General features: G+C 67.8%; 14 protein-coding genes. 9 read left to right on the top strand and 5 right to left on the bottom strand.

Annotated features, from left to right (window positions below; translation table 11 throughout):
• The first annotated feature begins 6 nt into the window (after positions 1-6).
• The 5 genes from K2Y03_RS11020 (at position 7) to K2Y03_RS11000 (ending at position 3602) form a co-directional block, all read left to right on the top strand.
• Complete coding sequence (locus tag K2Y03_RS11020) at positions 7-960, top strand: YihY/virulence factor BrkB family protein (RefSeq protein ID WP_294090736.1); 954 nt, start codon at positions 7-9, stop codon at positions 958-960.
• On the top strand, positions 957-1784 hold the full coding sequence (gene fabI, locus K2Y03_RS11015) for an enoyl-ACP reductase FabI (RefSeq protein WP_294090734.1): 828 nt from the start codon (positions 957-959) through the stop codon (positions 1782-1784). The genes K2Y03_RS11020 and fabI overlap by 4 nt, the downstream gene beginning before the upstream one ends.
• The gene (locus tag K2Y03_RS11010) at positions 1781-2158 is read left to right on the top strand and encodes a hypothetical protein (RefSeq protein WP_294090732.1); all 378 of its coding nucleotides are present in this window, start codon (positions 1781-1783) and stop codon (positions 2156-2158) included. Before fabI ends, K2Y03_RS11010 begins: the two co-directional genes overlap by 4 nt.
• Positions 2158-3225: a chorismate synthase gene (aroC, locus tag K2Y03_RS11005; RefSeq protein ID WP_294090731.1), complete on the top strand. Its 1068-nt coding sequence runs from the start codon at positions 2158-2160 to the stop codon at positions 3223-3225. Before K2Y03_RS11010 ends, aroC begins: the two co-directional genes overlap by 1 nt.
• Before the next feature lie 89 nt (positions 3226-3314).
• Positions 3315-3602, top strand: coding sequence for a hypothetical protein (locus K2Y03_RS11000; protein ID WP_294090730.1), 288 nt, complete (start codon positions 3315-3317; stop codon positions 3600-3602).
• A 127-nt stretch (positions 3603-3729) separates the two neighbouring features.
• Here K2Y03_RS11000 and K2Y03_RS10995 read toward each other — a convergent pair whose 3' ends face one another.
• Entirely contained in the window at positions 3730-5019 is a 1290-nt protein-coding gene (locus tag K2Y03_RS10995; RefSeq protein WP_294090727.1) for an adenylosuccinate synthase, read from the bottom strand.
• 88 nt (positions 5020-5107) lie between these two features.
• Here K2Y03_RS10995 and K2Y03_RS10990 point away from each other — a divergent pair, with 88 nt between their 5' ends.
• A complete protein-coding gene (locus K2Y03_RS10990) occupies positions 5108-5797 on the top strand; it encodes a TonB-dependent receptor (RefSeq protein ID WP_294090725.1) in 690 nt (229 codons plus the stop codon).
• Positions 5798-5819: 22 nt separating this feature from the next.
• On the opposite strand, the gene K2Y03_RS10985 is transcribed toward K2Y03_RS10990, so the two are convergent.
• From K2Y03_RS10985 to K2Y03_RS10970, 4 genes are all read right to left on the bottom strand, one after another.
• The gene (locus tag K2Y03_RS10985) at positions 5820-6647 is read right to left on the bottom strand and encodes a hypothetical protein (protein ID WP_294090723.1); all 828 of its coding nucleotides are present in this window, start codon (positions 6645-6647) and stop codon (positions 5820-5822) included.
• Positions 6648-6744: 97 nt separating this feature from the next.
• Positions 6745-7848, bottom strand: coding sequence for an ATP phosphoribosyltransferase regulatory subunit (locus K2Y03_RS10980; RefSeq protein WP_294090721.1), 1104 nt, complete (start codon positions 7846-7848; stop codon positions 6745-6747).
• A gap of 14 nt (positions 7849-7862) precedes the next feature.
• Positions 7863-9443, bottom strand: a complete 1581-nt coding sequence (gene serA / locus K2Y03_RS10975) for a phosphoglycerate dehydrogenase (protein WP_294090720.1) — start codon at positions 9441-9443, stop codon at positions 7863-7865.
• Positions 9444-9536: 93 nt separating this feature from the next.
• Positions 9537-10700, bottom strand: a complete 1164-nt coding sequence (locus tag K2Y03_RS10970) for a phosphoserine transaminase (protein ID WP_294090717.1) — start codon at positions 10698-10700, stop codon at positions 9537-9539.
• 133 nt (positions 10701-10833) lie between these two features.
• Between K2Y03_RS10970 and K2Y03_RS10965 the strand changes: the two genes are divergently transcribed.
• The 3 genes from K2Y03_RS10965 to K2Y03_RS10955 form a co-directional block, all read left to right on the top strand.
• A complete protein-coding gene (locus tag K2Y03_RS10965; RefSeq protein ID WP_294090716.1) occupies positions 10834-12075 on the top strand; it encodes an MFS transporter in 1242 nt (413 codons plus the stop codon).
• Positions 12076-12110: 35 nt separating this feature from the next.
• Entirely contained in the window at positions 12111-12755 is a 645-nt protein-coding gene (locus tag K2Y03_RS10960; RefSeq protein ID WP_294090715.1) for an extensin family protein, read from the top strand.
• 187 nt (positions 12756-12942) lie between these two features.
• Positions 12943-13634, top strand: a 692-nt coding sequence (locus K2Y03_RS10955; protein ID WP_294090714.1) for an LOG family protein, incomplete at its 3' end; no start/stop codon positions are given.

The following is a 13634-nucleotide window of genomic DNA, read 5'->3' as shown; positions in this document are numbered from 1 at the left end:
CGGGCGATGCGCTCGGTCTCGCCGCAATCGCCCGAGGAGCGCCGTCTTCACCCGGAGCGCGGGGTCCGGCTCAACCGGCGCCTCGCGTTCATGGCGCCGGGCAGCTATCTGCATGAAATCGGCCGGCGCGTGCTGTCTGGCGTGCTGGCGGACGGGTTCATCCATGCCGGCAATCTGGCCTATCTGTCGCTGCTGACGCTGTTTCCCTTTTTCATCGTGGCCGCAGCCCTTGCCCAGCTGGTCGGCCGGACCGAGGTGGGGCTGAACGCGGTCGAAACCTTCCTGCAAAGCGTGCCGCCGGAGGTGGCAGATGTGCTGAAGGATCCGATCCGGGCGGCGCTCGGCGCGCGCTCGGGCCGGGCGCTGTGGCTGGGGGCGCTGGTCTGCCTGTGGAGCACGACCAGCTTTGTCGAAACGATCCGCGACATTCTGCGCCGCGCCTATGGCGTGCAGATGATCCGCCCCTTCTGGCATTACCGGCTGTTCTCGATCGTCTCGATCATCGGCTCGCTGCTGCTGGTGCTGCTGGCGTTCAGCCTGCAGGTGACTTTGGTCGCCGCCGAGCAGCTGCTGTCGCGGCTGTTCCCCTTTGCCACCGATGCGCGGCTGATTTTGACGCTCACCAAATTCGCGCCGCCGCTGGCCCTGTTCGGCGCGCTTTACGCGCTGTTCTACACGCTCACCCCGCCCCAATATCGCGAAAGCCGCGCGCCCAAATGGCCCGGCGCGTTGCTCACTGCGCTGTGGTGGATCGGCGTCACCACTGCGCTCCCCTTCGTGCTCAGCAACGTGGTCAGCTATGACCTTACCTATGGCGGGCTGGCCGGCGTGATGGTGGCGCTGATCTTCTTCTTTCTGGTAGGGCTGGGGCTGGTGGTCGGCGCGCAGCTCAACGCGGCCCTAGCCGAGGCCGAGGAACAAGGCGTAAGAGACGAAAACACAATGGAGATTGCGGCGTGACCGGATTGATGCACGGCAAGCGCGGCCTCATCATGGGGCTGGCCAACGACAAGTCGCTGGCCTGGGGCATTGCGAAGAAGCTGAGCGAGGCGGGGGCCGAACTTGCCTTCAGCTATCAGGGCGAGGTGATGGAAAAGCGGGTGCGCCCACTGGCCCAGTCGCTGCTGGATGAAGGGGCAGGGGGCGCCAACGGCCCGTTCCTGATCGATTGCGACGTGGCCGACATGGCCGCGCTCGACCGCTGCTTTGCCGAGCTTGCCAGCCGCTGGCCGACGATCGACTTCGTCGTCCACGCGATCGGCTTTTCGGACAAGAACGAGCTGCGCGGCCGCTATTGCGACACCAGCCTCGACAATTTCCTGCTGACGATGAACGTCAGCGTCTATTCCTTCACCGCCGTTGCCCAGCGCGCGGCGGCAATGATGCCCGATGGCGGCGCGCTCCTCACCCTCAGCTATTATGGCGCCGAAAAGGTGGTGCCGCATTACAATGTGATGGGGGTCGCCAAATCGGCGCTGGAGACAAGCGTGAAGTATCTCGCCGCCGATCTGGGCCGCGACGGCATCCGCGTGAACGCGATTTCGGCCGGGCCGATCAAGACGCTCGCCGCCTCGGGCATCGGCGATTTCCGCCTGATCCTGAAGTGGAACGAGTATAACGCTCCGCTGAAGCGCAACGTCACGATCGAGGATGTCGGCGGCGCCGGGCTCTATCTGCTCAGCGACCTGTCGAGCGGCGTGACGGGCGAGACGCACCATGTCGATGCGGGCTATCACGTCATCGGCATGAAGGCCGAAGACGCACCGGACATTGCGCTGGCGTGAGCCGGACGGTTCCCGACAAGCTGGGCTTCAAACCGGGCATGACGGCCCGTGTCTTCGCGTTGCCCGAGGGTGTTGATCTCGCCCTGCCCGAGGGGGAGGCGCCGGCGCTGATCGTTGCGTTCGTGGCAACGGCCGCCGATGTCGCGCCGCGCCTGGCCGAGGCGCTGCCGCTCTATCGGCGCGGGGGGGCGCTGTGGTTCGCTTACCCCAAGAAAACCGGCGCGATCAAAACCGACATCAGCCGCGATTCCGGCTGGGAACCGCTTGCTGCGCACGATCTGCTGCCCGTCACCCAGATTGCGATCGATGCGACATGGTCGGCGCTGCGCTTTCGCTATCGCGACGAAATCCCCACCCTCACGCGGAAATTCTGATGTCGCACAACAGTTTCGGCCATCTGTTCCGCGTGACGACCTGGGGCGAGAGCCACGGGCCGGCGATTGGCGCGGTGGTCGATGGCTGTCCGCCGGGCATCGCGCTGTCGGAGGCCGACATCCAGCCTTTTCTCGAGAAGCGCCGCCCGGGCCAGTCGCGCTATACGACGCAGCGGCAGGAGCCGGACGCGGTGCGCATCCTGTCGGGCGTGTATGAGGGGCAGACGACCGGCACGCCGATCAGCCTCGTCATCGACAATGTCGATCAGCGGTCGAAGGATTATGCCGGCGTCGCCCAGGCCTATCGCCCCGGCCATGCCGATTATGCCTATGACGCCAAATATGGCCGGCGCGACCCGCGCGGTGGCGGGCGCAGTTCGGCGCGCGAAACGGCGATGCGGGTGGCCGCCGGCGCGATAGCGCGCAAGCTGATGCCGGCGGTCAGCATCCGCGCCTGGGTGGAGGCAATCGGCGGCGACGCGATCGACCCGGCGCATTTTGACGGCGACGAGATCGATTCGAACCCGTTCTTCTGCCCCGATGCGGTGGCGGCGGTGCGCTGGGCCGGGCTGATCGACGCCGCGCGCAAGGCCGGGTCGTCGCTGGGCGCGGTGATCGCGTGCGAGGCGGTGGGCGTGCCCGCCGGCTGGGGCGCGCCGATTTATGCCAAGCTCGATGCAGAGCTCGCCGCTGCCTGCATGGGCATCAACGCGGTGAAGGGGGTGGAGATCGGCGACGGTTTTGCGGCGGCGGCTGCGCGCGGGGAAGACAATGCCGATGCGATGCGCCCCGGCGCCGGCGGCCCGGTGTTCCTGGCCAACCATGCCGGCGGGATTGCCGGCGGCATCTCCACTGGCCAGCCGATCCGCCTGCGCGTGGCGTTCAAGCCGACCAGCTCGATCCTGACCCCGGTCGAGACGATCACCCGCGCCGGCGACGCGACCGAAATCTCGACCAGCGGTCGGCACGATCCGTGCGTCGGCATTCGCGGCGCGCCGGTGGTGGAGGCGATGGTCGCTCTGGTGCTGGCTGACCATATGCTGCGCCATCGGGGGCAATGCGGTTGAAAGCCGGGATGAGCCGCGCAACCGCCTGAAAGCCTTATCGGTTATAGGCGTGCGGCTTGCGTGATGGGCCGCGTCCCCGGAGTATCCCTATGCGTTATCTCACTTTTTTCGGCGTGGCCACGCTTGGGCTGGCGAGCGCCGCGCTTGCCCAGACCGTGTCGAACGCTGCGCCCCAGAACAGCACCGACCCCGGCGCCCCGGTCGCGCAGGGCGACCCCTATGCCAACAGCAGCAGCGCCAGCATGGGCAATGCCAGCGACGCCGCCACCGACCCGTCGCGCCCGGGCAAGCACAAGGGCAAGCAGCCGAGCGGCACCACGACGCCCGATGACAGCCTGTCGCGCCCCGGCGCCGGCGCGGTGCCGCCGCCGCGCTGATGTTTTTGGGTGGGTTTCAGCTTCGCTGAAGCAGTGCCGGCCCGCTCCCCCACCCGACCTCCCACAAGATACTGCCGTTGGGAGGTCGGGTGGGGGAGCGGGCCGGTGCCGCCAGGGTTTCAACCCATCAATCCGCGAACGGATCGCGGACCAGGATGGTGTCGTCGCGCTCGGGGCTGGTGGAGACGAGCGCGACCGGGCAGCGGATCAGTTCCTCGATCCGCTTGATATATTTGATCGCCGCCGCCGGAAGATCGGCCCAGCTGCGCGCGCCCGCGGTGGTTTCGTGCCAGCCGGGCAGGGTTTCGTAGATCGGCTCCACCCCGGCCTGCTCGGCGGCGTGCGCCGGGAAATAGTCCAGCACGCGCCCGCCCAGCCGATAGCCGGTGCAGATCTTCACCTCGTCAAACCCGTCGAGCACGTCGAGCTTGGTGAGCGCGATGCCGGTGATGCCGCTGACCGCCGCCGATTGCCGCACCAGCACCGCGTCGAACCAGCCGCAGCGCCGCTTGCGCCCGGTCACCGTGCCGAATTCGCGCCCGCGCATGCCCAGCCGCTCGCCGATGTCATCCTCCAGCTCGCTGGGAAAGGGGCCGGCGCCCACCCGCGTGGTATAGGCCTTGGCGATCCCCAGCACGAAGCCGACGCCCGACGGGCCGATGCCCGATCCGCTCGACGCCGTGCCCGCGACCGTGTTGGACGAGGTGACGAACGGATAGGTGCCATGGTCGATGTCGAGCAGCACGCCCTGCGCGCCCTCGAACAGGATGCGCCGGCCGCGCGCGCGCGCCTCGGCCAGGTCGCGCCAGACCGGCCGCATGAACGGCAGCACGAAACCGGCAATGTCGGTCAGCTCGGCGATCAGCGTCGCCCGGTCGATCGGCGGCTGACCAAAGCCTGCGCGCAGCGCGTCGTGGTGCGCGGTCAGCCGGTCGAGCTGCGGCCCCAGCGCATCCAGATGCGCCAGATCGCACAGCCGGATCGCGCGCCGGCCGACCTTGTCTTCATAGGCGGGGCCAATGCCGCGCCGCGTCGTGCCGATCTTGCCCGCGCCCGACGCATCCTCGCGCAGCGCGTCCAGATCGCGGTGAAAGGGCAGGATCAGCGGGCAGGTTTCGGCGATCATCAGCGTGTCGGGGGTCACGTCCACGCCCTGGTCGCGCAGCTTGTGCACCTCGTCGCGCAGCGCCCAGGGGTCGAGCACCACGCCATTGCCGATCACGCTGGGCGTGCCGCGCACGATGCCGGAGGGGAGCAGCGACAGCTTGTAGGTCTTGTCGCCCACCACCAGCGTGTGCCCGGCATTATGGCCGCCCTGAAAGCGCACCACCATATCCGCGCGCTCGGCCAGCCAGTCGACAATCTTGCCCTTGCCCTCATCGCCCCATTGGGCGCCGATCACGGCGACGTTTGCCAATTGATGCTTCCTTATCCGTTGCAGGCGTCCTCTAGACAGGGTGGCGCCCCCGGTCCAACATTTCGCGCACCAAGGGCGGGAGAGGGCGATGCAAAAATTTGTCTTGGCGGCCGTGGCGATTGCCGTGTTGGCCGTGCCGGTGCGCGCGCAGGAAATTGTCGTCACCGGCGCGCGGCGCACCGCCGCCGTTCAGCAGATATCGGGCGTGGGTATCAAGCGGCGGGCGGATTTCGCCGTGGTCAACGTGCGCATCTATGGCGACACGCGCGACAGGGACGCACGCCGCAAGGAAATTCTGGATACCGTCCGTGCTGCGATCGAGCTGGGCGCCAGCGGGCGCATCGCGCTTGCCTATGGCGGCGAGGTCATCCAGCCGCTCACGCTGGCCAACTACCGGGACAAGCTGAAATTCGAGAAGGACGATGATCGCGATGATGCGGAGGAAGTGGCCTTCTTCGTCAAGACGCCGCTTGAGGGCGACAATGCGCTCGCCGCAATCGACCGGCTGACCGCGTTCGTGAAGGCGGTGCCGAAGATCGGCCGGGCGCTGATGGAAGAAACCGGCGAACCGGGCGTTTCGATCGTCAACCCCAGCCAATATCGTGCGCAGATCATCGCCGCGATTGCTGCCGATGCCAATGCCGCCGCGCGCGCCTTTGGCGAGGGATATGTGGCAGAGGCTGGCCAGCTGACGCAGCCGGTGCGCTGGGCGCTGCTCGGCCCGACCGAGGTGCTGCTCTATATCGAGCACGACCTGCGCGTGGTGCCGCGGCGTTAGCGCGCGCCGGGGCGCGACGTGATCAGGCTGGCAGGGCGGCGCCGGCGCGGGGTCTGGCGGGGCGTCTGCCGGCGCGCCAGCCGGCCGCGCTTGCCACCGCGCCCGCGCCAAAGCCGATCGCGACCACCAGCACGCTTGGCGTCCGGCCGATCATCGTCAGCATTTGCAGCACCGGCGGCAGATTGCCCATGAACGCCATCGCGACCATCTGTGCGGCAATGAAGCCGGCGGCGACGACGAAAGGCTGCGCGCGTGCGCCGACCCGCCAGCGGACGACAAGGCAGAACAGCAGCGCGCTGGCATCCGCCCACAGGATGGACGGCAGGATCCGGTCAAAATCCTGCGGTCCGGCGATCTGCAGCCCGGGCATGACCATGTTCAGCACCCGGCTGAACGGCGATTCCCAGAGGATGAGCGGCGTGGCCAGCATATAGCCGGCATGCACCCAGGTTTTGCGCCGGTGCCGGAGCGCCGCCTGAAACAGGAACAGATAGGCGCACACCGCCACCACCAGCCCGATCAGAAAGGCGCCGCCATATTGGGTGCGCACCGGGTCGCCGCCCGCGACATAGCTTTTGCCGGTCAGGTCGATGATCGCGGCGAGGCCGCCGATCAGGAACGGAAACAGGATGAGGCTGGCCTTGCCGATCGCGCCGTGCACGCCGAACCAGCGCTGCTGCGCGGTCCATCCCTGTGCGGCGACCATCAATATCCACAGCCCGGCGGCAATGCCGTGCGCATGAAACTGCCACGGTCCCTGGCCCAGCACGGAGAAATAGGTCGGCCAGAACCCCAGCACCGTCACCGCGATGACGACCATCACATAAAGATGCGCCCTTGGATATGGCATGCCCCCGCCCCCCCCGGACTGGCTGCCCGTTGCGGCAGCGGATGATAGCGGGACTGTAGCCGATTTCGTTCCGGCCCTCAAACGATCATGCCCGTGGTCAGGCCGGGCGCGCGGCCTCTCCCTCCAGTACATGGGTGCACAGCTGGGCGCCGGGCGTGTCGGCAGGGTCGAGCTGTGCGACCGTCACCCAGCCTTCGACGCGCATCCGTGCGGCCAGCGCTGCGTCGGTGCCCAGCGGGACGAACAGCCGCCGCCGCTCGGGCGCGCTCAGGCCGCCATCGACAATGGCGTCGGGATAGAGCGAAAAGCCGATCGCCGGTTCCTCGCGGCCATCGTCGTGCATTACCGCATAGCTGCCGCCACGCCCGATCTCGCCGCGCACGCCATCGGCGAAGATCGAAAAGCCGATCCAGCTTTGATATTCGAAGCCGTGTCGCTCGGTGGGGTCGAGCGTCATCGCGATCCGGCCGTCGAGCGACTGGGCAATCTGCCACAGCCCGTCGAGCCGCGAGCGCAACGCACCGCCCACATCGAACGCGCACAGCCGGTCATGCGCGGCAGCGAACGGCCCTGCCGCTTCAATGAGCGGCAGATAGCGCGCGTCGATGGCGGCGACGCCGCCGGCATCCTTGGCATCGAGCCGGTCCTTCAGCGCCTCCAGCCGGTCCGCCGGGCAGGCCAGCGGCCCGGCCGCCAGCACATCGACCAGATCGGGCAGGGTGAAGTCGATCGACAGGCCGGCAACGCCGGCGGCCTGCAACGCCTCCACCGCCACGCCGACGATCTCGCGGGCCGCCGCGACACTGTCCAGCCCGATCAGCTCGCAGCCGATCTGGCGCGCCTCGCGCTCGGGCGTCAGCTCGCGGCCGCGCAGCTTCACCACCTGGCCGGCATAGGACAGGCGCACCGGGCGCGGATGGTGCGCCATCCGCGTCGCTGCGATCCGCCCGACCTGCGCGGTGATGTCGGGCCGGATGGCGAGCGTGCGCTGCGACACCGGATCGACGAAGCGCACCGCATCCAGCGAGCGCACCGCCTTCAGCCGCGCCGCCAGCCCCTCGAAATATTCCACCAGCGGCGCGTCGATCCGTTCATAGCCATGGGCAAAGGCGGTATCGAGCACGCCCGCTTCCACCCGCGCCGCGGCATCGGCAAAGGGGGGCAGCCGGTCGTGAAATCCTTCGGGGAGCAGGGCAGTCATGCGCGCTTCCTAGCTCAACTGAAGCTGAGCGCCATGGCCGTTTTCACGCCGGGCAGATGGCGCACCGTGTCGATCAGCCCGGTCGTTACCGGATCGTCGACCGACAGCAGCAGCACCGCCTCGCCACCCGCTGCGCGCCGGCCGAGATGGAAGGTGCCGATATTCACGTTCGCAGCGCCTAGGGCGGTGCCGATCCGGCCGATGAAACCCGGTGCGTCCTCGTTCACGACATAGAGCATCGGCCCGACCAGATCGGCCTCCACCTTGATGCCGAACAGTTCAACCAGGCGCGGCGCCTGATCGCCGAACAGCGTGCCCGCCACCGAGCGCTCGCCGGCATCGGTCTTCACCGTCACCCGCACCAGCGTGTGATAATCGCCTTCGCGGTCGTGCCGTACCTCGCGCACGTCGAGCCCGCGCTCCTTGGCCAGGAACGGCGCGTTGACCATGTTCACCGTGTCCGAATGGACGCGCAGCATGCCCGCCAGCACCGCGCTGGTGATGGGCTTCTGGTTCAGGCTGGCGGCCGCGCCTTCCACCTCGATCGCCACGCCGCCCAGCGCGCCATGCGCCAGCTGGCCGATCAGGCTGCCCAGCTTCTCGGCCAGCGCCATATAGGGCTTCAGCTTGGGGGCTTCCTCGGCCGACAGGCTGGGCACGTTCAGCGCATTGGTGATGCCGCCCGACACCAGATAATCGGCCATCTGCTCGGCAACCTGGATGGCGACATTCACCTGCGCCTCGGTGGTGGAGGCGCCCAGATGCGGGGTGGAAATGAAGCCCGGCGTGCCGAACAGCGGCGATTCGGTTGCCGGTTCGGTGGCGAACACGTCGAGCGCGGCGCCGCCGATATGGCCCGAATCGAGCCCCGCCTTCAGCGCCGCCTCGTCGATCAGCCCGCCGCGCGCGCAGTTGATGATGCGCACGCCCTTCTTCGTCTTGGCCAGTGCCTCGGCCGACAGGATGCCGCGCGTCTGGTCCGTCAGCGGCGTGTGCAGCGTGATGAAGTCGGCCCGCGCCAGCAGCTCGTCCAGCGTCACCTTCTCCACGCCCAGTTCGATGGCGCGTTCGGGCGTCAGGAAGGGGTCATAGGCAATGACCTTCATCTTCAGCCCCAGCGCGCGGTCGGCAACGATCGAGCCGATATTGCCCGCGCCGATCAGCCCCAAAGTCTTGGCGTAGAGTTCCACGCCCATGAAGCGGTTCTTCTCCCACTTGCCGGCCTGGGTGCTGGCGTCCGCTTCGGGAAGCTGGCGCGCGAGCGCGAACATCAGCGCAATGGCATGTTCGGCGGTGGTGATCGAATTGCCGAACGGGGTGTTCATCACCACCACGCCCTTCGCGCTGGCGGCGGGGATGTCGACATTGTCGACGCCAATGCCGGCGCGGCCGACCACTTTCAGCCGGGCCGCATGCGCCAGAATGTCCTTGGTCACCTTGGTCGAGGAGCGGATGGCGAGCCCGTCATACTCGCCGATGATCGCCTTGAGCTCGTCGGGCGTCTTGCCGGTGATTTCGTCCACCTCCACCCCGCGGGCCCGGAAGATGGCGGCGGCTTGCGGGTCCATTTTGTCGGAAATCAGCACTTTGGGCATCGGAAAGATTCCTTGAGAAAAATGTGTGTCCCCGCGAAGGCGGGGACCCAGACTGGGCTCCCGCCTTCGCGGGAGCACATCATTGAGGTGGGTTCAGCCGGCCTTGGCGGTGGCGTAGGCCCAGTCGAGCCACGGCCCGAGCGCCACGATATCGGCGGTATCGACCGTCGCGCCGCACCAGATGCGCAGGCCCGGCGGCGCGTCGCGATAGCCGGCGACGTCATAGGCGGCGCCTTCCTTTTCCAGCGCGCCGGCCATCTTCTTGATGAAAGCCTCGTCGGCGCCCTCCACGGTCAGGCACACGCTGGTCTTCGAGCGCGTCGCCGGATCGGGGGCGAGATGGCCCAGCCAGTCACGCGCGGCGACGATGCGGTCGAGCGCGGCGGCGTTGGCATCGCTCCGGGCGATCAGCGCGTCGAGCCCGCCCAGCCCCTCGGCCCATTCCAGCGCGAAGATCACGTCCTCCACCGCCAGCATGGAGGGGGTGTTGATCGTCTCCCCCTTGAACACGCCTTCGGTCAGCGCGCCCTTGGAGACGAGGCGGAAGATCTTGGGCAGCGGCCAGGCTGGGGTGTGGCTGAGCAGCCGGTCGACTGCGCACGGGCCGAGGATGATGACGCCGTGCGCGCCCTCGCCGCCCAGCACCTTCTGCCATGAAAAGGTCGTCACATCGAGCTTGGCCCAGGGCATGTCATAGGCAAAGACGGCGCTGGTCGCGTCGTTGAAGCTCAGCCCCTGCCGGTCGTCGGCGATCCAGTCGCCATTCGGCACGCGCACGCCGGAAGTGGTGCCGTTCCAGGTGAACAGCACGTCATGCGACCAGCCGACGGCGGTAAGATCGGGCAGCGCGCCATAATCGGCGCGCAGGACGGTGGGGTCGAGCTTCAGCTGCTTGGCCGCGTCGGTAATCCAGCCCTCGCCAAAGCTTTCCCAGGCCAGCGCCGTTACCGGCCGCGCGCCCAGCATCGTCCACATCGCCATTTCAAAGGCGCCGGTGTCGGAGGCGGGCACGATGCCGATGCGGTGCGTTTCCGGCACGCGCAGCACGCGGCGGATGAGGTCGATCGCATGCTGGAGCCGCGCCTTGCCGATTTTCGAGCGGTGCGAGCGGCCGAGCGAGTCGGTGGCAAGCTTGGCCGCGTCCCAGCCAGGCGGCTTGGCGCACGGCCCCGACGAGAAATAGGGGCGAGCCGGAATATTGGCGGGTTTTTGAATGGCGGACGCAAGGGTTGCGTCGAGCGCGGCAGGTGCAGTCATGTAAGTCTCTCCTTGCAGAGAGCACGCGCGGCGTTGGGACCGCGTGGCCCGTCAACCGCGGTAAAGATGTTTCACATGCTGTCAATGGCGGTTTCTGAAATCATGGGATATGCCGCCTGAACAAGGGGGGCGGATGACACAAGGCGATGGCGCGGGCTTCACGCCGCCGTGGCTCTTCATGCTGTGCTCGACAAAGGGGTTGCAGCTGGGGGTGGTGACGGTCGCCTTTCCCTATGTCGCGGCGCGGCAGGGCCTCTCCATCGCGGCGATCGGCTCGGTGATCGGGCTTGCCGCCTTTGCCGCGACGGTAAAGATCATCGCCACGCCGCTGGTGGATCTGGCCGGCTCGATGCGTGGCTGGGTCGCCGGCGGCGCGCTGGCGACGGCAATCCTTACCGCCGCTCTGCTGCTGGTGCCGGTCCGCCCCGAAAGCACCGTGCTGATCGCCGCCATCGCCTTTGCCGGCGCGCTGGCGGCGGAGATCGGCACGATTGCGATTTACGGGCTGATTGCGCTGACGGTCGACCCGAGACGGCTGGGCGCTGCGGCCAGCTATTTGCAGGGCGGGTTTCTGGTCTGCCAGGGGCTGGGCGGCGGCTTTGCGTTATGGTCGCTCACCCATTGGGGCGCCGGGGTGACGGCGGCGATCATCGGCCTGATCGAATTGCTGCCGGCGGTGGCGATGCTGGGCATGGCCGAACCGCACCGCCAGCACCTCAGCCAGTCGCTCGGCGGGCGCCTGGCCGCCATCGGGGGCGATCTGATCGACCTCGCTCGCCATGTCCGCAGCCGCTATGTGCTGATTATGTTCGCCACGCCGATCGGCGCCGGTGGCGCGTCCTATCTGTGGAGCGGCGTTGCCTCCGAATGGGGCGCAAGCGCCGATCTGGTCTCGTTGGTGACGGGCACCGGGGCCGCGATCAGCTCGGCGGTGGCGGCCCTGCTCTATGGCGCGGTGGCTGATCGGTTCGACCGGATCGATTCCTACCTAGTTGCCGGGGCGCTGCTGGTTGGCGGCGCGCTGTTCGTGCTGCTGATGCCGCGCACCCCCTGGGCCTTTGCCGTGACGACGACGACCTATGCCTTTCTGATCGGCTTTGCCTATACCGCCTTCGCCGCGCTGCAGTGCGAGGCGATCGGCACCGGCACGGCGGCCAGCAAGGGCGCGGTGCTCAGCGCGATCGGCAATCTTTCCGTCGCCTATATGCCCGCGCTGCTCGGGCTGCTGCATGATCGCGGTTCGACGACCATCATGCTGTGGGGCGAGATTGTGCTGACAAGTGCCTTCATCATCGGCTTTGCCCTGTTCCGGCCAAGGCGGCGCGCGCCCACGCTGCCGGCCGAGCGTGGAACGCAGACCGAAGCAACGGGTTGAGGGTGCGTTTACCAAGGCCTGTTAAGTGCTGTTCCATGCGCGTGCTTGCCCTTGCCCTGTTGCTTGCCGGGTGTTTCGGCGGGGACCGGCCGCAGGCGCCGGTGCCGAGCGCGCGGCCATCGGTGGCCGTGCCGGCAAGTGCGGAGACGCGCCAGTGCCTGGCCGATCTTTCGCGCCTCAATATTTCCTATACGCCGGTGCCGGACCAGAATTTCGGCGGCGGCTGCGCGCTCGCGGGCACGGTAATGCTGAACGACATCGGCGTTGCCGTCACCAATCTGAAGCCGATGCGCTGTGGCCTGGCGCGCACCTTTGTCGGCTGGGCGCGCGGCGGCGTCACCCCGGCCGCGCGCGAGATACTGGGCGGGCGGCTGGTGCGGATCGAGACGTTCGGCAGCTATGCGTGCCGCAACGTCATCGGCAATGCCTATAGCGCCGGGCGCCGTTCGGGCCATGCGATTGCCAACGCAGTCGATGTCGCTGCCTTCGTCATGGCCGACGGACGGCGCATCGCGGTGAAGCAGGGCTGGTGGAGCGGGGACGAGCGCGAGCGCGAATTTCTGCGCGTCATCCGGGCCTCTGCCTGCAAGCGCTTCGGCACCGTGCTCAGCCCCGATTACAATGCCGCCCATGCCGACCATCTCCACCTGGAAGACGACCGCGCCGGGTTTTGTCGTTAGATTTGGTTTCGGTTGAACCGAAACGCTTACCGCACCGGCCCGCTCCCCCACCCGACCACCCACAAGATACTGCCGTTGGGTGGTCGGGTGGGGGAGCGGGCCGGTGCCGCCTCAGTCACACCGAAAACCCATGCCCCGGGCATCCAGCGCTTTCCCTTGGCCGCCGCTTTGGGCTAGGGCCCAGCCAATGACTGACCGCAAGATACCGGCGCGCGTGTTCGCCCGTGCGCGCGAAGATGCCGCCACCGCCAAGGCGATGCCGCTCACCCCGCAAACGCTGGACCCGGCCTATCGGCTGGCGTTTCAGGACATGGACTTCCTGCTGCGCGAGGATTTGCGGCCGGTGCGCTTCCAGCTGGAGCTGCTGAAGCCCGACCTGATCCTGGAGGAGGCGAACATCGCCTCGACCTTCGTCTTTTACGGCTCGGCGCGGATCCCCGAGCCGGAGGCGGCCGCCCAGATGCTGGCGGCGGCACCCGAAGGCCCGGCGCGGCGGATCGCCGAAAGCCTAGCCGCCAAGGCGCGCTATTATGATGAAGCGCGCAAGCTCGCCCGGCTGGTCAGCCAGATTCCGCCCGACGCGCAGGGCAAGCGCCACTTCGTCGTCTGTTCGGGCGGTGGCCCCTCGATCATGGAAGCGGCCAATCGCGGGGCCACCGATGTGGGCGCCGAATCGATCGGCCTCAACATCGTGCTGCCACACGAACAGGCGCCCAATTCCTATGTCACGCCGCGCCTCAGCCTGCAGTTCCATTATTTCGCGCTGCGCAAGATGCACTTCCTGCTGCACGCACGCGCGCTGGCGGCGTTTCCCGGCGGCTTTGGCACGTTCGACGAGCTGTTCGAGCTGCTGACGCTCATTCAGACCGGCAAGATCGA

The organism is Sphingomonas sp. (genome assembly GCF_019746015.1).
In the GTDB taxonomy this organism is placed as follows: Bacteria; Pseudomonadota; Alphaproteobacteria; order Sphingomonadales; family Sphingomonadaceae; genus Sphingomonas.
This window is presented reverse-complemented; position numbering and strand designations above follow the sequence as displayed.

What these genes read in the sequence shown, in the direction of transcription:
- K2Y03_RS11020 (WP_294090736.1), top strand. Translation starts at nt 7, where the DNA reads ATGCGCTCGGTCTCGCCGCAATCGCCCGAGGAGCGCCGTCTTCACCCG.
- aroC (WP_294090731.1), top strand. Translation starts at nt 2,158, where the DNA reads ATGTCGCACAACAGTTTCGGCCATCTGTTCCGCGTGACGACCTGGGGC.
- K2Y03_RS11000 (WP_294090730.1), top strand. Translation starts at nt 3,315, where the DNA reads ATGCGTTATCTCACTTTTTTCGGCGTGGCCACGCTTGGGCTGGCGAGC.
- K2Y03_RS10990 (WP_294090725.1), top strand. Translation starts at nt 5,108, where the DNA reads ATGCAAAAATTTGTCTTGGCGGCCGTGGCGATTGCCGTGTTGGCCGTG.
- K2Y03_RS10985 (WP_294090723.1), bottom strand. Translation starts at nt 6,647, where the DNA reads ATGCCATATCCAAGGGCGCATCTTTATGTGATGGTCGTCATCGCGGTG.
- K2Y03_RS10980 (WP_294090721.1), bottom strand. Translation starts at nt 7,848, where the DNA reads ATGACTGCCCTGCTCCCCGAAGGATTTCACGACCGGCTGCCCCCCTTT.
- serA (WP_294090720.1), bottom strand. Translation starts at nt 9,443, where the DNA reads ATGCCCAAAGTGCTGATTTCCGACAAAATGGACCCGCAAGCCGCCGCC.
- K2Y03_RS10970 (WP_294090717.1), bottom strand. Translation starts at nt 10,700, where the DNA reads ATGACTGCACCTGCCGCGCTCGACGCAACCCTTGCGTCCGCCATTCAA.
- K2Y03_RS10965 (WP_294090716.1), top strand. Translation starts at nt 10,834, where the DNA reads ATGACACAAGGCGATGGCGCGGGCTTCACGCCGCCGTGGCTCTTCATG.
- K2Y03_RS10960 (WP_294090715.1), top strand. Translation starts at nt 12,111, where the DNA reads ATGCGCGTGCTTGCCCTTGCCCTGTTGCTTGCCGGGTGTTTCGGCGGG.